General features: G+C 73.4%; 13 protein-coding genes. 6 read left to right on the top strand and 7 right to left on the bottom strand.

The features are described from left to right. Positions 1-3: 3 nt before the first annotated feature. From ACYU8V_RS18870 to ACYU8V_RS18850, 5 genes are read right to left on the bottom strand one after another with little or no spacing between them, the layout of a single operon-like run. Positions 4-2,433, bottom strand: a complete 2,430-nt coding sequence (locus tag ACYU8V_RS18870; protein WP_460849524.1) for an FtsX-like permease family protein — start codon at positions 2,431-2,433, stop codon at positions 4-6. After that, positions 2,433-4,844, bottom strand: coding sequence for an ABC transporter permease (locus ACYU8V_RS18865; protein ID WP_460849520.1), 2,412 nt, complete (start codon positions 4,842-4,844; stop codon positions 2,433-2,435). The genes ACYU8V_RS18870 and ACYU8V_RS18865 overlap by 1 nt, the downstream gene beginning before the upstream one ends. Further along, positions 4,844-7,321, bottom strand: coding sequence for an ABC transporter permease (locus ACYU8V_RS18860; protein ID WP_460849519.1), 2,478 nt, complete (start codon positions 7,319-7,321; stop codon positions 4,844-4,846). Before ACYU8V_RS18860 ends, ACYU8V_RS18865 begins: the two co-directional genes overlap by 1 nt. After that, entirely contained in the window at positions 7,321-8,064 is a 744-nt protein-coding gene (locus ACYU8V_RS18855) for an ABC transporter ATP-binding protein (protein ID WP_460849517.1), read from the bottom strand. Before ACYU8V_RS18855 ends, ACYU8V_RS18860 begins: the two co-directional genes overlap by 1 nt. Then, a complete protein-coding gene (locus ACYU8V_RS18850; RefSeq protein WP_460849515.1) occupies positions 8,061-9,458 on the bottom strand; it encodes an adenylate/guanylate cyclase domain-containing protein in 1,398 nt (465 codons plus the stop codon). Before ACYU8V_RS18850 ends, ACYU8V_RS18855 begins: the two co-directional genes overlap by 4 nt. 133 nt (positions 9,459-9,591) lie before the next feature. Here ACYU8V_RS18850 and ACYU8V_RS18845 point away from each other — a divergent pair, with 133 nt between their 5' ends. The 4 genes from ACYU8V_RS18845 to ACYU8V_RS18830 all read left to right on the top strand — a co-directional run bounded on the left by ACYU8V_RS18845 (position 9,592) and on the right by ACYU8V_RS18830 (position 13,753). Then, positions 9,592-10,593, top strand: coding sequence for a cyclic nucleotide-binding domain-containing protein (locus ACYU8V_RS18845; RefSeq protein ID WP_460849514.1), 1,002 nt, complete (start codon positions 9,592-9,594; stop codon positions 10,591-10,593). A 29-nt stretch (positions 10,594-10,622) separates the two neighbouring features. Continuing rightward, a complete protein-coding gene (gene trmB / locus ACYU8V_RS18840; protein WP_460849513.1) occupies positions 10,623-11,345 on the top strand; it encodes a tRNA (guanosine(46)-N7)-methyltransferase TrmB in 723 nt (240 codons plus the stop codon). Positions 11,346-11,554: 209 nt separating this feature from the next. After that, positions 11,555-12,910, top strand: coding sequence for a PhoH family protein (locus ACYU8V_RS18835; RefSeq protein ID WP_460849512.1), 1,356 nt, complete (start codon positions 11,555-11,557; stop codon positions 12,908-12,910). Between the two features lie 174 nt (positions 12,911-13,084). Next, positions 13,085-13,753, top strand: a complete 669-nt coding sequence (locus ACYU8V_RS18830; RefSeq protein WP_460849510.1) for an aggregation-promoting factor C-terminal-like domain-containing protein — start codon at positions 13,085-13,087, stop codon at positions 13,751-13,753. A gap of 56 nt (positions 13,754-13,809) precedes the next feature. Here ACYU8V_RS18830 and ACYU8V_RS18825 read toward each other — a convergent pair whose 3' ends face one another. Continuing rightward, entirely contained in the window at positions 13,810-15,231 is a 1,422-nt protein-coding gene (locus tag ACYU8V_RS18825; protein WP_460849509.1) for an acyl-CoA synthetase, read from the bottom strand. 124 nt (positions 15,232-15,355) lie between these two features. Here ACYU8V_RS18825 and ACYU8V_RS18820 point away from each other — a divergent pair, with 124 nt between their 5' ends. Beyond that, a complete protein-coding gene (locus ACYU8V_RS18820) occupies positions 15,356-15,676 on the top strand; it encodes a hypothetical protein (protein ID WP_460849508.1) in 321 nt (106 codons plus the stop codon). Here ACYU8V_RS18820 and ACYU8V_RS18815 read toward each other — a convergent pair. Beyond that, on the bottom strand, positions 15,673-17,064 hold the full coding sequence (locus ACYU8V_RS18815; RefSeq protein ID WP_460849507.1) for a class II fumarate hydratase: 1,392 nt from the start codon (positions 17,062-17,064) through the stop codon (positions 15,673-15,675). The genes ACYU8V_RS18820 and ACYU8V_RS18815 overlap by 4 nt on opposite strands. A gap of 73 nt (positions 17,065-17,137) precedes the next feature. On the opposite strand from ACYU8V_RS18815, the gene ACYU8V_RS18810 reads away from it, so the two are divergent. Further along, complete coding sequence (locus ACYU8V_RS18810) at positions 17,138-18,901, top strand: DUF429 domain-containing protein (protein ID WP_460849506.1); 1,764 nt, start codon at positions 17,138-17,140, stop codon at positions 18,899-18,901. Positions 18,902-18,920: the final 19 nt, after the last annotated feature.

The following is an 18,920-nucleotide window of genomic DNA, read 5'->3' as shown; positions in this document are numbered from 1 at the left end:
TCCTCACTCGGCACGCAGGGTCGGGGCCAGGGGACGACGCGCGAGGAGGGCTGCCGGTACGACGGCGATCGCGAGCGCGAGGAGGGGCGCCGCGACGAGCACCTCGACGCCGGCGAACCCCGGCGCGACGTACTGCAGCGGCATGACGGAGGCGAGCGCGCGCCAGGCGGTCCGGCCCACCGCGATCCCGAGAGGTACGCCGGCGAGCAGCCCTACCACGCACACGACCAGCACCTGGGTCAGCAGGATCAGCCCGGCCCCGGCCCGGGTCATGCCGACGGCACGCAGCACGGCGATCTCGCGGCCGCGGACCCGGGCCGTGACCGTGAGCGCGTGGGCCGCGGCACCCAGGGCCAGCAGCACCAGGAAGCATGCCAGGGCCAGCGGGAACCACCGCATCTGCCGCAGTGGGGTGGTGATCGCGCGCGGCGGGATCAGCTCACCGAAGTTCACCCCGCTCGCGCCGGCGGCTCCGTGCATCGCGTCGTCGAAGTCGATCCCCAGCCGCCACCACAGGTCGTCGCCGCTGCCCGCGGAAGGGTCGGTGGAGACGAGCGCCCAGTGCGCGTCGAAGCCTTTGAAGAGGTCGTCGTAACCGGCGTCGGTGACCCACCCTCCCTGGTCGTAGCGGGCCGGAGCGGTGTTGGGGACCAGTGCCTCACCGACGATCCGGAACGCGTGGCTGCCCGCGCTGCCGAGGAAGTCGACCTCGTCGCCGACCTGCGCGCCCAGTGCCCGCAGCGCACTCGGTCCCAGGGCGATCTCGTCGGCTGACTGCACCATCCGTCCGGCCAACACCGTGACGTGCAGCGGCTTGGTGGACACCCCGTAGCTCATCAGCGCGACGCTGACCGTGTGGTCCGTCGTGGTCGCGGTGCTCTGCCTCGGGAGGGCGACGCCGGTGACGTAGCCGAGTCCCTCGAGCGCCCGCTGTGCCTTCGCCCCGTCCAGGAAGGACCTGCTGCCGAAGCCGACGAAGGACGACGCGGAGTAGTTCTGGCCGTAGCGCTCCTGGTGCGTGAGGGCGTCATCCACCCCGTTGCCGATCACCACGGAGCTGACCACCCCGGTGACGGCCACGACCGCGGCCACTAGGGCGGGCATCGCCGGCACCGAGCGGCGGCCGCCCCGTGACTCGAGGGCGTAGCGGCCGCCGATCAGCACCGGGACCGGCGCCGCGCGCAGGACGTGGTGGAGCCTGCTTCGCCGCGGGTGCGCCGGCCGGCGTACCGCTCCGGCACCCGCGTGCTGTCGCAGCGTCATGACGCCGGCCGTCGTCGCCGTCGCCACGACGACGACGACGAAGATGCCCAGCAGCGGCCAGCTGTCGATCATGATCCCCGGCGTCGGCTCAGCCACGCGGGCCAGGCCGAGCGGGGTCCAGCGCGACGTCGCTGCGGCCCCGGCCACGCCCAGAGCCGCGCCCAGCGCCGCAGCAGCGGTCAGGGTCGTCGTGCAGACCGCCACGGCCTGGCCGGCCGCGAGGCCCAGCGAGCGCGCCGTCGTGAGGTCGTCGCGGCGTGCGGAGACCTGTCGGACGATGGCCTGGCCGACCATCACCACGGCGGCGAGCAGGGCCGCGAGCCCGAAGGCGAGGACGCCGACCGACTGCACGGCGATGTCGTGCTGGTGGGCCGACTGGCTCTGCTCGAGGTTGAGCAACGCGAAGTCGACGCCGGGGTACAGGCGGGCGAGGTCGTCGGTCAGCCGCCCGATGTCATCGGTCCCGTCGCGCAGGCGGACCATCGCGGCGACCGACGCCCACGGGCAGGCGCACCCGGGGCGCTTGCTGGTCTGCCAGGCGAACGGGTAGCGGGTGGCGAGGCCGGGGGAGGGGATGAGGGTGGAGTAGCCGCCTGGCCACTCGAGGTACTCCGGCGCCTTCACGACGCCGACGATCCGGAGGTGCACGATCGGACCCCGGGGGATGTTGCCGTCGCCGTACAGCTCCTGGTGCGGGGTGGACAGGAAGATGTCGACGGTGTCGCCGACGCCGAGGTGCCGCTGTGCGGACCACCCGGGCGTGACGACCGCCTCGTCCGGCGCGGCGGGGTCGAACATCCGGCCCTGGACGACGACGAGGCGCTCGGTGTCGGTGAACGCATCGGGGTCGACCGGCGACTTCTGTCCGGTGGCGCCGCTCTGCCCGTCGTCGACCAGCCCGATCCCGCCCTGCATGAAGCGGGTGAAGCCGATGACATAGGGCAGCTGCCGGATCGGCCGCACGTCCAGGCGGGCGTCGTACGTCGGCACCACGACCGTGGCCGGAAGACTCCGCGCGTCCAGCCGGGCGAGGGCCGTGTCGCCGCGGTGTGCGGCGGTGATCGCCGCCCCGACGACCCCCGTGCTGAGCGCCACCATCGCGGCGAGCAGCAGCAGCGAGCGCCAGTGGCGGCGTACGTCGACGCGGGCCCAGGTCAGGATCGCTCCCATCACTCGCTCCTCAGGGTCGCGGCCGGGTCGATCCGGGACGCCCGCAGCGCGGGCAGGACGGCGGGGAGCAGCGCGATCAGCAGCGCTGCGCCCGATGCGATGGCGATGGCCGCGGCGACCGACGGTGGCACGAACTGCAGCGGCGTGTACTGCGCGACCAGGCGCCACGTGGCGTGACCCAGCACGAACCCCAGCGGTACGCCGACGCCGAGCCCGATCAGTCCGATGGTCAGCGCCTGGGTGAGGATCGTCGCGGCCGTCTGTCGCGGCGTCATCCCGACCGCGCGCATGACGGCGAGCTCGGTGCGCCGGCGGCGCAGGTTCGCGCCGACGGCATGCGCGATCGCGCCGAGGCCGAGCAGCGCGACGAAGCCGGCGAACGCCCACGGCAGGGCCCTGACCTCCTGGGTCCGCTCGACCGAGGCCTCGGTGTTGAAGCCGATCTCATGGTCGGCCCCGAGGCCCGCGAGCCGCGGGTAGAGATCGGGTCGGGCGGCCTGGAAGTCGGTGAGCAGCCGGTCGTTGAGGCCGGCGGCCGGGGTGCCGGGCCTCGTCGTCGCGAAGGCGAGGTGCAGGCCCCAGCGGTCGTGGAAGAGCCGGGTGAAGCCGTCCGGGGTGACCCACGCCCCCGACGCGTACGTCGTCTGGATGCTCGACGGCACGAAGCCGGTCCCGGTCACCCGGTAGCTCTGCTCGGGTCCGTCGCCCGCGAGCTGCACGGTGTCGCCGATGCCGGCGCCGAGCTGGCGGGACGTGGAGGGCGCGAGCGCGATCTCGCCGGGACCGCTGGGCATCCGGCCGGTCGTCATGACCGTGCGCAGGCCGCCGTCGGTCGACCAGATGCTGACCGAGTTGAGGCCGTCGTCCGCGGTCGCCACGGCGAGCTCGACCGCGGCCACGCTCGCCGTGTAGGGCAGCGCACGCAGGGTGGCGACGACCTCGTCGTACGGCGCCAGGTCGGTGCCGTTGAAGCCGGTCAGCGCGGCGAACTGCCAGGTCTCGCCGAACCGCTCGGGGTGCCCGGAGGCGTCGTGCAGGCCGGCGGCCACCGAGAGGGCGCCGACCATGCCGGCCACGGCCGCGACCGAGGCCACGATCGCCGTGCGCACCGGCGTCGGGGACGTACGCGTGCCGGGGTCGAGGGCGTGGTGGACGCCGGTGCTGATCGGTGCGGCGACGCCCCAGCTGCGCAGCCGCGCGGCCAGCCCGGGGCGGGTGCGCGGGACCTCGCGCCGCGAGGTCGCCCTCGCGCCGAGGACCACGAAGCCGGCGAGGAGCGCCCCGAATGCCGCGAGGGTGCCGAGCAGCACGGCCGGGTCGACCGCCACCCCGGGGTCGGGCTCGACGTCGGTGGCCAGGCCGAACGGGAAGAGGGGGGACGCCGCGATCGCGAACGGTACGGCGAGGGCGAGTCCGGTCACGAGCGCGGCGCCGGGCACGAGCAGGGCGGACGCGAACCGCTGCCGCGGGGTGAGGCCGAGGGCCGCAGCCCGCCGCAGGTCCGCCGCGCCGGTCGCCGCGCTGCGATCGAGCGCCTGCCCGACGATGACCAGGCCGGCGATCGCGGCGGCGCCCGCGAACGCCAGCAGCCAGGTCGCCTCGATCCGCAGGGAGCGGCTGTACTGCTCATGGTCCGCGGCGAGGTTGACCACGTTGATGTCGGTCCGGCCGGTGAGGCGGGCCAGATCGGTCCGCAGCTGCGGCAGGTCGGCCTCACCGTCGCGCAGCCTGACCAGCGCGTTGAGCGGGGTCGAGAAGTTGCGGCCGTCGTAGAGATAGGCACGGTAGCGGCGGAAGAAGCCCCGGGTCGTCTCGAGCCGGCCGAGCCGGTCCTGGGTGTCGGCCCACGGCGCACGCACGATCCCCACGATCCGCTCCTGCGGCCGCGGTCCGGCGAGGTCGTCGAAGGCCGGGTTCTGCGGCTGCTCCATCTGGCGACGGCTCATCATCCGGATCTGGATGGTGTCACCGACGGCGTACCCGTAGAGGTCCGCGAAGCGCTGGGTGATGGCGACCTCGTCGGCGGACGTCGGATCCGGGAGCCGGCCCGCGAGGACGACCGGCCGCTCCAGGGAGTGGAAGCGCGCGTCGGTGGTGACCGGCCAGTCGATCGCGGTCGGAGGCACCCCGGCGACGCCCTCGGAGAAGGTCAGGACGGTCGGGTCGACCGCCTCGACGTAGGGCAGCCGCGCGACGGAGGACCAGTCGAAGTGCGGCAGGTTCGGGGTGACGTCGGCGGTCGCGGGCTCGGTCACCGCGAGGAGGCGGTCCAGGGCCGTCGCGCCGCGGTGGGCGCCGACCACGACCGCCGCGACCGTGCCCGTGCTGACCGCGACCAGGAGCGTGAGGCCGGCCAGGCTGCGCCACCGCCGGCGTACGTCGAGGCGGGCCCAGGCCAGCAGTGCGCCCATCACTCGGCCCGCAGGACGGCGGCCACCTTGGCCCGCGCGGCGTGGCGGGCCGGCAGGGCGGCCAGCAGGTTCACGATCACCACGACCGCGGGGATGGTGGCCAGGATCAGGACGAGGTCGCCGGGGGCGACGTACTGCAGCGGGAAGTGGAAGGCGATCCAGCGCCAGGCCGTGCGGCCCAGGGCGATGCCGAGGGGCAGGCCGAAGACCAGGCCCACGACGGCCAGCGCGCATGCCTGGACCACGACGATGACCCGGGACTGGGTCGGGGTCATTCCGCCGGCGCGCAGCACCGCGAGGTCGACCGCCCGGCGGCGTACCGCCGAGACCAGGGCGTGCGCGATGGCCGCGACCGCCAGCAGGATGAGGAAGGCGGCCAGGAAGTAGGGCAGCTCGCGGGTCTGGCGCAGCGACTCGGTGACCCCGTTCGTCGCGATGCTCAGCTGCGCGGCGGCGGGCGTGTTGATGGCCCACCGGCAGGTGGGGTCGCTGTTGCCGCGGCACTGCGACTCGGCGAAGGCCTTCACGGCGGGCAGGGCGGCCAGGAGCTGCTGGTTGACCCGCGCCAGCCCGGCGGCGTTGCGCGCGTCCGGCGCGAGGGAGAGGAACAGGACGTGGAACTTGTCGTCCTTGAAGAGCTGGTCGTATCCGGCGCGGGTGATCCAGCCGCTCTCGTCGTACCCGTTGTGCGGACCCTCGGGCATCAGCGTCCGACCCACCACGGTGTAGGTCCGGGTGACGCTGCCCGACGTCAGCTCGGTGGTGTCGCCGACCTCGAGGCCCTGCCGCCGCATCTCCAGCCAGCCGAGCGCGACCTCGTTGCTGGACTCCGGCATCCGGCCGTCGAGCACCGTGGCGGCCAGCGGCTTGGTGCCGGGGTCCCAGCTCCACAGCTGGACCGACCCGGTGCCGTGGGGGAAGTCCGCGACCTGCGCGTGGGCGTCGTCGATGCCGGTGACCTCGGGCATCGCGTCCAGGGCGCCGACCATCTGGTCGGCCGGCACGAAGTCGTGGCCCTGGAAGCCGACGAACCCGAAGGCCTGGTAGGTCTCGCCGAACCGCTCGGGGTGGTCGACCGCGTCGCGCACCCCGTGCCCGAAGACCCCCACCGCGACCACGCCGATGACGCCGACGACGGCCCCCAGCAGCGCGGGACGCACCGGGGTGGCGGTCCGTCCGCGGCCGCGCTCGAGCGCGAAGCGCAGCCCCATCGTCACCGGCACCGGGGCGCGCAGGTTGGCGGCGAGCCGGGTGATCGACGACTCGCCCCCGCCGGCGGCGGCGCGCCTGCTCGCGGCGGACAGGGCGCTCAGCAGGGCGGCCGCCAGCAGCAGCGCGGCGATGAGGAGCAGGCCGCCCGCCAGCACCGGCCAGTCGATCCGCGTGCCCGGGGAGGGCTCGGCGCTCGCCGCCGTACCGATCGGGAACCAGCGCGAGGCGTACGCCGCCACGACGACACCGAGCACGGCACCGGCCCAGCACGCGGCCACGGGCGCCAGGACCGCGGCGGCGGTGACCTGCCGCGGCTCCATGCCGAGCGCCTGTGCGTTGTCCAGCTCGGCGACCGAGGTGGCGACGCTGCGCCCCAGCGCCTGACCGACGAGCAGCGTCGAGGCGACCAGCGCAGCGAGTGCGAACGCCAGCAGGAAGCCGGCCTCGCGCCGGTTGGTGGACTGCAGGTGGTCGTAGCCCTCGTCGTAGTTCCAGACGTCGATCGCCTGGCCGGTGAGGCGCTTGAGGTCCTCGCGCAGCTGCGGGATGTCGGCGGCTCCGTGCGCCAGGCGAAGCGCGTCGTTCTCCCAGCCGGCCTTGCCGCTCGCTCCCATGAAGCTCGAGCGGTAGCGCGGCAGCAGCGCCGGTGACAGCTCGACGTCGACCGCCGCGCCGCCGTTCTGCAGCGCCCAGGGGGCGACGACCACGCCGACGATCCGGATCCGCAGCTCCGGACCGGCCAGGTCGGCGTACGGGAGCTCGTCCACCTCGCCCCGGTCGGCCTGTGCGGGGGAGGTGAGCCGGTAGTGCAGCACCTGCCCGACGTGGTAGCCGCGGTCCTCGACGCCGCGGGTGATGACCGCCTCCCGTGGGTCGTTCGGATCGAGCATCCGGCCCTCGAGCACCACCGGTCGCTCGACGGTGCGCATCCAGTTGGCGTCGTCGTGGGCGAAGCTGGTGGCCGCGGTGATGTCGTCCTCGGCGAACTTGCCACCACCGCCGCCCAGGAAGAAGTGGCTGTACGCCGTGACGTAGGGCAGCTGGTCCACGGGCCGCCAGTCGATCCCGGGGATGTTCGCCACGACCAGCCCGTCGATCGGCAGGGTCTGCGCGCGCAGTCGCGGGAGGGCGGTGTCCCCACGATGGGCGCCCGCGGCCGCGGTCAGGACGGTGCCGGTCGCGAAGGCGGTCAGCAGGCCGAGCACGGCGAGCGAGACCCAGCGCCGGCGCAGGTCCCAGCGGAGCCAGGCGAGGACCCCGGCCATCAGGAGTCCTGAGCCGCAGCCCCGTCGAGCCGGCCGTCCCGCATCGCGACGATGCGGTCGGCGCCGGCGGCCACGTCGGGCGAGTGGGTGACCATCACGACCGTCTGCCCGGTGGCGTGCAGCCGCCGGAACAGCTCCAGGATCTCCTGCCCGCCCGCGCTGTCGAGGGCGCCCGTGGGCTCGTCGGCGAGCAGCAGGGTCGGCTGGTTGACCAGCGCACGGGCGATGGCGAGCCGCTGCCGCTGACCGCCGGACAGCACGGCCGGCACGGCGTCGCGCTTGTCGGACAGGCCGAGCAGGTCGAGCAGCTCGTGGGCACGGGCGGTGGCGGCGCGGCGCTTGGTGCCGGCGAGGACGGCGGGAAGCACGATGTTCTCGGTGGCGCTGACGCCGTCGAAGAGGTTGAAGAACTGGAAGACGATGCCGATGTGGCGGCGCCGGAACTTCGCCAGCCACGCCTGCGACCGGCCGTCGATCCGCTCGCCGTCGACCTCGATGGTGCCCTCGTCGAGAGCATCGAGGCCCGCGATCGCGTTGAGCAGCGTCGACTTGCCGCATCCCGAGGGCCCCGTGACCGCCACGAACTCGCCCTTGGCGATGTCCAGGTCGAGCCCGCGCAGGGCGCGGATCGGCGCCAGGTCCGCGGTGAAGGTACGCCGGGCCTCCCGCACCTGGACGGCGAGGTCGGTGCCGGCCGGGGTGCCGCCGGGCGTGGGAGCCGGTGCGGTGGTGGTCTCGGTCATGACGGCTCCTGAGCGGGAGTGGTGAGGGAGATGTCAGCAGTCTGTTCTTCTCCGGATCGGTCCGGAGGCGGAACGATGAAAAGCGAGAAAGCGGAAACGGGGGCGGCGCGCCCCTTGACGGCGCGGTCGCCCAGGGCCTTCCACCCCGAACCGCCGGCGTCGCCCCCCACAGCGTCGACGCCGGCGGCCCGGAGGGTCTCGGCCGACGCGACGGTGGTGCCGCCGGGCCGGGCGAGGTCCTGGAGTCGCGCGGAGATGTTCACGGTGTCGCCGACCACGGTGTACTCCAGCCGCTCCTCGCTGCCGAGCATCGCGGCGGCGACGTCGCCGGTGGAGAGCCCGATCCCCAACGGGAACGGCGCCAGCCCCCGGTCGGCCCAGACGAGGTCGAGCTCGCGCTGGCGCTCGTGCATGGCGCGGGCGGCACGCATCGCGGCGGCCGCGTGGTCGGCCTGCGGGTCGGGAGCTCCGAAGACGGCCATCACCGCGTCGCCGATGTACTGCATCACGGTGCCGCCCTCGCCGAGCACGGCCGCGTTCATCGCCTTGCGGTGCTCGTTGAGCTGCTCGGCGAGCGCGCTGGGGTCGGCGAGCTCGGAGATGGTGGTGTAGCCGCGCACATCCGACATCAGCACGGTCACGGTGAGCCGCTCGGTGCGCGCGACGGCACCCCGGTCGCGCTTGATCTTCGCGGCGAGCCCGGACGGCAGCAGCCGCGACAGGGTCTCGCCCTGCTCCTCGCGCTGCAGGATCGCCGCGTGCAGCTGGCGCAGCCGCTTGAGCGCCTCGCCCCGGCCGGCCGAGGCGTCCTTGGCCAGGGTGAGGAAGAGGTCCTCGATGGCGTCGTTGACGGCCTCGGGCGTCTTCTGCCGCGACTGGGCGATCGCCTTCACCGGCCGCCCCGCCGCGACCTCCTCGAGCAGCGTCTCCTGCTCGGTGGTCAGGGTGCCGGGCGTGCGGGCCGGAGCGACGAGCGCGGCCACGATCTCGGGGTCGAGCATCGACCCGCCGGTCGCGACCTCGCGGATCGCGCTGCCGAGCCGGTCGCCGTCGGCGACCCGGTCCTTGAGCAGGTAGGCGTAGCCCGCCGCCCCGTCCTTGAGCAGCGCGATGGCGTACTCCGGGTCGTCGTACTGGCTGAGGATCACGACCGCGGTGCCGGGCAGCCGGCGGCGTACCTCCCGGGCGCCCTCGATGCCCTCGTCCTGGAAGGTCGGTGGCATCCGGATGTCGGTGACCACGACCTGCGGTGCATGCTCGACCGCACGGTTGACCAGCTCGTCGTAGTCGCCGGCGACGGCCACGACATCGATCGCCGCGTCCCGAGCCAGCAGCGCACGCACGCCTTCGCGGACGATCAGGTTGTCGTCGGCGAGCAGGACGGTGATGGGCATGTCCCCATGCAACCGGTCCCGGCGACCCGGGACCATCCGGTCAGGACCACGATCCATGGGGGTGCCAGCACCCCCCTGCGTTGGCCGGATGGCCCTCTCGCGGGGGCGGGCCCCGGAGGCGGACCGTGGGCACATGATCACCGAATCGACCGTCACCTCGCTGTCCTGGATCCCGTCCGAGAGCGTCTCCGGTGCGCTGAAGCTCGGGTTCACCTCGGGCGTCAGCCACTACGACGCGCCACCGCCGGACCACATCGAGGACATCTTCGCGCTGCGCGACGCCGACGGGTTCCGGTTCGCGAACCGGCTGCACGCCTGGGTCGAGTTCGACGGCGACCGGGTGGTCCGCTGCGGTCAGACCGGTGGCGTGATCATGGGCGCCACGACCGTCCGGGTGGCCGGCCTCGACGCCACGTTCGCCGGCGTCACGATGCCGGACCTGCGCCCCGACCCCGTCGTGGGCGACGGCTTCGTGACCTTCACCCAAACCACCGGCGGCCGCACCGCGTGCCCGCTGCCGCGCAAGACCAGCCGCCCGCCGTACCTCCGGATGCGCTCGCCGATCGTGTGGAGCACCCTGGAGCTCACCCTCCGCTGCGACGGTACGTCGGACTTCGCCCTCACCAGCGCCAGCCCCTTCCCCCGGCACTGGGTGTACGACGACGCGGGCGACCTCGCGCTCAAGACCGGCGTCGCCGACTGGCCGGCCTGGACCTCGCAGCCGTCCTGGACCCATACCCCGTGGGGCGACACCAGCACGCCCGCGATGGTCACCGCCGCCGAGACCGCCCTGGAGCGCGAGCTGTCGCGGCTGATCATGGGCGGCGACGTGAGGCCGCAGGTCCGCGACCTGGCCGAGGGCGAGGTGCTGACCCGCGAGGGCGACCCCGGTGACGAGCTGATGCTGCTGCTCGACGGGGTCGTCGGGGTGTCGGTCGGCGACCGGCAGCTCGTCGAGCTCGGCCCCGGCGCGGTGCTGGGGGAGCGGGCGATCCTCGAGGGCAGCCGCCGCACGGCGACCCTGACCGCGGCCACCCGGGTGCGGGTCGCGTCGGTCCCGGCGTACGTCGTGGACCGCGACGCCCTCGCGCACCTGGCCGCAGGCCACCAGCGCGAGCTGGAGATGCCCGTCTGAGCCGTCTCCCGGCCTAGGATCGGCCGGTCATGAACCACCAACTCCCGCCGGCCCGCCCGCACCACAAGCTCACCGAGGACGGCCGCCCGGTCCGCGAGATCCTCACCTACTCGCGGCGCGGCAGCCGGTTCAGCGCCACCCAGGAGGCCGCCTGGACGGCGTACGCCGACGCGTTCGTCATCCCCGACGAGGCGGTCGACGAGCCGGGATTCTCCCTGGCCGGCGCGTTCGGGCGCGAGGCGCCGCTCGCGGTCGAGATCGGCGGCGGCATCGGCGAGGCGACGGCGGCCCTGGCCGCGAGCCGGCCGGACATGAACGTGCTCGCGCTCGAGGTGTGGCGCCCGGGCGTCGCCGAGGGGCTGGGCCGGGTCGGCAAGGCCGGCGTGACCAACGTGCGCTTCTGCAGCGTCGACGCGGTCTGGCTGTTCGAGACCCTGATCGCTCCCGACAGCGTCGCCGAGCTGTGGACCTTCTTCCCGGACCCCTGGCACAAGAAGCGCCACCACAAGCGGCGCCTGGTCACGCCGCCGCACGCGTCCCTGATCGCCTCGCGCCTCGCGCCGGGTGCGACCTGGCGGCTGGCCACCGACTGGGCCGAGTACGCCGAGCAGATGGTCGAGGTCCTCGACGCCGAGCCGCTGCTGGAGGGCGGGGTGACCGAGCGGTGGGCCGAGCGGCCGCTCACCAAGTTCGAGCGCAAGGGCATCCGCGCCGAGCGGACGATCACCGACCTCGCCTACCGGCGTGTGTGACGCCGACACACGAAGTTCACCCACGAGGACGGGCGTGTCGCACGGGTTGGTCACCGCGGCGGCGTAGTTTCACGATCAATGACCGGTGGGGAAGCCGGTCACCATCGGGAGGCCCGACGTGTTGATCCACGGAAGAGCAGCCCGGTCCGTCTACCAGGGATAGGGCCGGGGCGGCCCTGGTGGGCGCGTGCGGTCCGGTGAGGTGAGTCGTGGCGAACACGAAGGCACAGACCACAGCGCGCAAGGCTCGTTCGAAGGCCGACAAGGATCGGCGTACCTACGTCCTCGACACCAGCGTCCTGCTGGCCGACCCCGGGGCGTTGCGCAGGTTCGCCGAGCACGAGGTCGTGCTGCCGGTGGTGGTCATCACCGAGCTCGAGGGCAAGCGGCACCACCCCGAGCTCGGGTTCTTCGCCCGCGGGGCGCTGCGGATCCTCGACGAGCTGCGCATCGAGCACGGCCGGCTCGACACCGCCGTGCCGATCGGCGACGAGGGCGGCTCGCTGCGCGTCGAGCTCAACCACACCGACGCGACGACGCTGCCGTCCGGCTTCCGGCTCGGTGACAACGACACCCGCATCCTCGCCGTCGCGCGCAACCTCGCCGACGAGGGCTTCGACGTCACCCTGGTCTCCAAGGACCTCCCGCTGCGGATCAAGGCCTCGGCGGTCGGGCTGACGGCCGAGGAGTACCGCGCCGAGGCGATCTCCGACTCCGACACGGGCTACACCGGCATGACCGAGCTCGAGGTCGCGGCCGCCGACATCGACGAGCTGTACGACGACGGCACGCTCGACCTCGAGGCGGCCCGCGACCTGCCCTGCCACACCGGCCTGGTCCTGCTCTCCGACCGCGGCACCGCCCTCGGCCGGGTCGGACCCGACAAGCACGTGCACCTGGTGCGCGGCGACCGCGAGGCGTTCGGCATCCACGGCCGCTCCTCGGAGCAGAAGATCGCGCTGGAGATGCTGCTCGACCCGGAGGTCGGCATCGTGTCCCTCGGCGGCCGGGCCGGCACCGGCAAGTCCGCCATGGCGCTGTGCGCCGGGCTCGAGGCGGTCATGGAGCGCGGCCAGCACAAGAAGGTCGTCATCTTCCGCCCGCTCTTCGCCGTCGGCGGACAGGAGCTCGGCTACCTGCCCGGCAGCGCCGAGGAGAAGATGGGCCCGTGGGGCCAGGCCGTGTTCGACACCCTCGGCGCGCTGACCTCGAACGAGGTGGTCGAGGAGATCATGGCCCGCGGGATGCTCGAGGTCCTGCCGCTGACCCACATCCGCGGCCGCTCGCTGCACGACGCGTTCGTGATCGTCGACGAGGCCCAGTCGCTGGAGCGCAACGTGCTGCTGACCGTGCTGTCGCGGATCGGCGCCAACTCCAAGGTGGTCCTCACCCACGACGTCGCCCAGCGTGACAACCTGCGCGTCGGCCGCCACGACGGCATCGTCGCGGTGGTGGAGAAGCTCAAGGGCCACCCGCTCTTCGCCCACGTCACGCTGACCCGCTCCGAGCGGTCCCCGATCGCGGCCCTTGTCACCGAGATGCTGGAGAACCTCAGCCAGGTATGACGGGCGTGACAACTCCGGCCGGTGTGTCCGCCCGTGATGCGGACACACCGGCCGCGGTGATTTGCAACGCATCCACCCGTCAGGCAGGGTGGTGCGATCGCCAGGGCGCCGGCTGCGATGCCGGCCCAACTCGGACCGGCGATGTGTCGTGTCGCCCAGCCAGGAACTGAGCATTTGTCGAACTCCAGCCGCCCCGCGCCCAAGCACCGCGGAGCCCCTCGGCATGCACACCTGGCCGAAGCTCCCAAGCGAGCCGCCCGCAACACCGTCGTGCTGTCGTCGGTGGCCCTCGCCGTCACCGGTGTCTCGGTCGGTGCGGGGATGCTCGGCAAGGACGCCGGTGCGCACGGCGCGGCCGACCTCAGCGGGTCGCTGGTCGCCGACGGCTCGGCGCTGAGCACCACCGCGACGACGGTCGCCACGCCCGTCGTACGGGCTCCGGAGCTGTCGCGCGGCGACGCCCGCCCGGCCGCGGACCCCTCGAAGCTGGCCGCGGTCGTCGACGACCAGCCGGCCGCGATCACCCAGTCGCGCACTCTCTCGCAGTCCGACCCGCACGACATCGCCAAGGCGCTGCTGCCCGAGTTCGGCTTCAGCAGCGACCAGTACGGCTGCCTGGAGTCGCTGTGGAACCGGGAGAGCGGCTGGAACGTGCACGCCGCCAACCCCTCGGGCGCCTACGGCATCCCGCAGTCCCTGCCCGGCTCGAAGATGGCCTCCGCCGGCTCCGACTGGCAGGACAACCCGGTCACCCAGATCAAGTGGGGCCTGGGCTACATCCAGGACCGCTACGGCAGCCCCTGCGGCGCCTGGGGCCACTCGCAAGCCACGGGCTGGTATTAGGCGAGGCCCCGCGGCGCGGTCGTTGGTTTCGATACGTCGCTCGCTGGCGCTCGCTCCTACTCAACCAACGACAGGCGGGTCTTCTGCACCTTCCCGAGCTCGTTGCGGGGGAGTGAGGCGAGGAAGCGGACCTCGCGGGGCCGCTTGTGGGCCGACAGCTCCGCGCCGACGTACGCCGTGAGCTCCGCGGCCAGGTCGTCGGCGGCGGCGTACCCCTCGCGCAGCACGACGCAGGCCACGATCCGCTGGCCCAGGTCCTCGTCCGGCGGGCCGATGACGGCGCACTCGGCGACGGCGGGGTGGCCGAGCAGGGTCGACTCGATCTCGCCGGCGCCGATCCGGAAGCCGCCCGACTTGATCAGGTCGACGGAGGCGCGCCCCACGATCCGGTGCACCCCCTCCGGGTCGATCACGGCCACGTCGCCGGTCCGGATCCAGCCGTCCTCGGTCCAGGCGGCGGCCGTGGCGTCGGGCCGGTTGAGGTAGCCGGCGAACAGGGAGGTGCCGGTGCCGCGGACCTGCAGCTGGCCGATCGACTCCCCGTCGGCGGGGACGGGCCGGTCCTCGTCGTCGCGCAGGCGCGTCTCCACGCCGGCGATCGGGACGCCCACCCAGCCGGCACGGGCCACGCCGTCGGCACGGGTGGCCACGGTGATCAGGGTCTCGCTCATGCCGTAGCGCTCGACGATCCGGTGGCCGGTGAGCTCCTCGACCCGCGCCAGGACCGGGACCGGCAGCGGCGCGCTGCCGGAGACCAGCAGCCGGGCGTCGCGCAGGGCCGCCGCGTGCTCAGGCTCCTCCGCGATCCGGCTCCAGACCGTGGGGACCCCGAAGAACATCGTCGCGCCCGCGCGGGCCGCGTCGGCGTACCTCTCGGGGGTGGGGCGGCCGGTGTGGATCAGCCCGCCGCCGACGTGCAGCGGGCCGAGGACGCCGAGGATCAGCCCGTGCACGTGGAACAGCGGCAGCCCGTGCGCGAGCACGTCACGGGGCGTCCAGGCCCATGCCTCGGCGAGGCCGTCGAGGCAGGCCAGGATCGAGCGGCGCGGCAGCAGCACGCCCTTGGGTAGCCCGGTGGTGCCCGAGGTGTAGAGCACGAACGCGATGTGGTCGGGGTCCACGGCCCCGGGTGCGTACGGCGCCCGCGCGCCGACGCGGGCGGGCAGGTGCGGCAGGCCGGTCTCCGGCGGGGGCGCGCCGAGCCAGGCCTGCGGCCGGGAGTCGTCGAGCACGTGACGCAGCTCCGCGGCGCCGGAGTCCGGCGGGACCAGGACCACCGTCGTGCCGGACAGCACCGCGGCCACGACCGCGATCACGGTCTCCATCGTCGCGGTGGCGTTCACGGCGACCCGGTCGACGCCGTCGAGCTCCTGCGCGGCCGCGGCCGCCGCGGCCAGGAGGTCGGCGGTCCGCAGCGTCGTGCCGTCGACGGTGAAGGCGTGCTCGGAGTCGGCGGCGTCGGGCAGCAGGTCGCTCACAGGTGCATTCTGCCGGGGCGGCGCGACACGCCGTACGCGGCACCGGAGCATCGCATCCGCGCTGGTCGGGTAAGGATGTGGGAGACCTCGGACGCACCCGCGTCCGCTCGGAAGGGGATGCATCATGGAACTTCTCTGGACCATCATCGTGACCCTCGTGGGCGGCCTGATCATCGGCCTGCTCGGCAAGGCGGTCGCTCCCGGCGACCGCGACAACATCCCGCTGTGGCTCACCGTGGTCTGCGGTGTCATCGGCATGCTCGTCGGCAGCTTCGTCTACTGGGGCCTGTTCGGGCACAACAACAAGCCCTTCGACGGCCACGCCGCCACCTGGGACAACTCCACCAACGGCGTCGACTGGATCCGTCACCTCTGGCAGATCGTGGTGGCCGCGCTGGCGGTGATGGGCGCCGCCCTCGCCACCGGCCGGAGCAAGAGGGTCTAGCTCGGGCGGGTCATCGACTCCACGTCGAGCGCGGCGTCCAGCTGCTCCAGGCTGAGCTCGCCGCGCTCGACGTACCCCAGCGCGAGGACGGTCTCCCGGATCGTGGCGCCGTCGGCGAGCGCTTTCTTCGCGATCTTCGCCGCGGCCTCGTAGCCGATCACCCGGTTCAGCGGGGTCACCACCGACGGCGAGCTCTCGGCGTAGCGGCGCAGCCGGGCGGGGTCGGCGGTGATGCCGTCGATGCAGCGGGTCGCGAGCGTGCGGCTGGCCGCGGCGAGCAGCCGCACCGACTCCAGCACGTTGCGCGCCAGCACCGGCATCGCCACGTTCAGCTCGAACGCCCCGCTCGCGCCCGCCATCGCGACGGTCGCGTCGTTGCCGATGACCTGCATGCACACCATCAGGGTGGCCTCGGGAAGGACCGGGTTCACCTTGCCGGGCATGATGCTCGAGCCCGGCTGCAGGTCGGGCAGGTGGATCTCCGCCAACCCGGTCGTGGGGCCCGACCCCATCCAGCGCAGGTCGTTGCAGATCTTGGTCAGGCCGACGGCGTACGTCCTCAGCACGCCGGACAGCTCGACCAGCGAGTCGCGGGTGCCCTGCGCCTCGAAGTGGTTGCGCGCCTCGGTGAAGTCCTGGCCGGTGGCGCTGTTGAGGGCCTCGATCGCGGCCTGCGCGAAGCCGGCGGGGGTGTTGATGCCGGTGCCGACGGCGGTGCCGCCCAGCGGGAGCTCCCGCACCCGGTGCAGTACGTCGATCAGCCGCTCGCCTGCGAAGTGGACCGTCGCGGCGTACCCGCCGAACTCCTGCCCGAGCATCACCGGCGTCGCGTCCATCAGGTGCGTGCGCCCCGACTTCACCACGCCGGCGAACTCCTCGGCCTTGGCCTCGAGCGAGGTCGCGAGGACGTCCAGCGCGGGCAGCAGGTCGCGCATCACCGACAGCGTGGCGGCGACGTGGATGGCGGTGGGGAAGGTGTCGTTGCTGGACTGGCTCGCGTTGACGTGGTCGTTGGGGTGGACCTCGAGGCCGTCGCGCGCCGCCAGCGAGGCGATGACCTCGTTGGCGTTCATGTTGGAGCTGGTGCCGGACCCGGTCTGGAACACGTCGATGGGGAACTGGTCGTCGTGCTGGCTGGCCGCCACCTCGCGTGCGGCGCTCTCGATCGCCGACGCCTGCTCGCCGGTGAGCACCCCGAGCTCGCCGTTGGCCACCGCGGCGGCCGCCTTCACCTCGCCGAGGGCGTGGATGAGGGCCGGCTCGATCGGCGTACCGCTGATCGGGAAGTTCTCCACCGCCCGCTGGGTCTGCGCCTTCCACAGCGCGTCTGCCGGGACCTCGACCTCGCCCATCGAGTCGTGCTCGACGCGGAACTCCTGCTTCGTCACCCTCCCGACGTTAGCCGGTCGACTCGCAGGACAGGAGGGGTGAGGAGGCAGCCGGGTAGGGCAGGCTGACCGCATGCACTACGTCGGAGTGGACCTCGCCTGGGGCGAGCGTCGGCCCACCGGGCTCGCCGTCGTCGACGAGGAGGGCCGCCTGGTGCACGTCTCGGCCGTCACGACCGACGACGAGATCGCCGCGGCCCTGGCGCCGTACGTCGACGGCGACTGCCTGGTCGCCCTCGACGCACCGCTCGTCGTCACGAACCCGACCGGCGCGCGGGCCTGCGAGACCGCGCTCAACCGCGACTTCGCCCGCTTCGACGCCGGCGCGCACCCCGCCAACACCGGGAAGCCGGAGTTCGCCGAGCAGCCGCGCGGCGCCCGGATCGCGGCCCGGCTCAAGCTGGACATGAACCCCCGCTCGGGCCGCAGCCGCCGCGCGATCGAGGTCTACCCGCATCCCGCGACGGTCGCGCTGTTCCGGCTCGGCCGCACGCTGAAGTACAAGAACAAGACCGGCCGCAAGGTCGAGCAGCTGCAGGCCGAGCTCACCGTGCTGATGGGGCTGATCGAGGGCCTCGCGCACGCCGACCCGCCGCTGGCCGTCGCGGGCGCCGCCTGGAGCACGCTGCACACCGCGGTGCAGGAGGCGCGGCGCAAGAGCGAGCTGCGCGTGGTCGAGGACCAGGTGGACGCGGTGCTGTGCGCCTACATCGGGCTGTTCGCCGATCGGCGGCCGGACGCCACGACGACGTACGGCGACTTCGAGACCGGCTACATCGTCACCCCGACCCTCCCCGAGGACCTGCGGCCGACACCCCGGGCCAAGCGCGCCGCGGCGGCGGCCGCGGGTGACGCCGGCGCGGCCGTGCGGGCGTACGCCGAGCGCTTCCCGGAGGTGCAGCGTGGCACCGACCTCTACGTCCAGCTGGTCACCTCGATCCTCGACGACGCGGGCATCAACTACCTGACCGTGACGGGGCGGGCGAAGACGGTCACGTCCTTCGCCGGCAAGGCCGTGCGCACCGTCGAGGGCCGCCCGCTCTACACCGACCCGTTGCGCGAGATCACCGATCAGATCGGCACCCGGGTCATCACCTACGTGCACAGCGACGTGCAGGCGGTGGCCGAGCTGCTCGGCCAGGCCTTCGTGGTGCTCGACGACCGGGACATGGGGCAGGAGACGGCCAGCGAGGGTCGCTTCGGCTACGCCAGCCGGCACCTGCTGATCGGCGTGGAGCCCGACGGTGGCGGGGCCGGCTACGAGACCCTGCGCGACCTGCACGCGCAGGTGCAGATCCGCACCGTGCTGCAGCACGCGTGGGCCGAGTTCGAGCACGACATCCGCTACAAGGGCACCATCCCCGACGCCCACATCCCCGACTTCGACCGCCGGTTCACGCTCGCGGCGGGGCTGCTGGAGCTGGCGGACCGGGAGTTCTCCACGATCCGCGACCGGCTGCGCGAGCCGCTCTCCACCGCGGCCCCGGAGACCGAGGACGACGACCCGCGGATCAGCCCGCGCGAGCTGGCCGCCTTCCTCGCCGGGCAGTACGCCGACGCCGGCTGGTCGCGCACCGACCACTACGCCTGGATGGCCGGCCTGGTCCTCGAGCTGGGCATCACCTCGCTGGCCGAGCTGGGGGAGACGCTGCGCTCGGTCGACGCGGAGGCCCTGGCCGAGCGGATGGACTACCGCTACCCGCCCGGCGCCGTACGCCGCCTCGACGACGCCCTGCTGTGGACCTACGGCGCGGCCTTCGTCGAGCTGCGCGGCAACGCGCACCGGACCGCCGCGCTGCGGGCGCGGCTGGCGAAGATGCGGCCCAGCGAAGCGTGACGCGGGCTCCGTCGGACTG

It is taken from the genome of Nocardioides ultimimeridianus (genome assembly GCF_054777895.1).
This window is presented reverse-complemented; position numbering and strand designations above follow the sequence as displayed.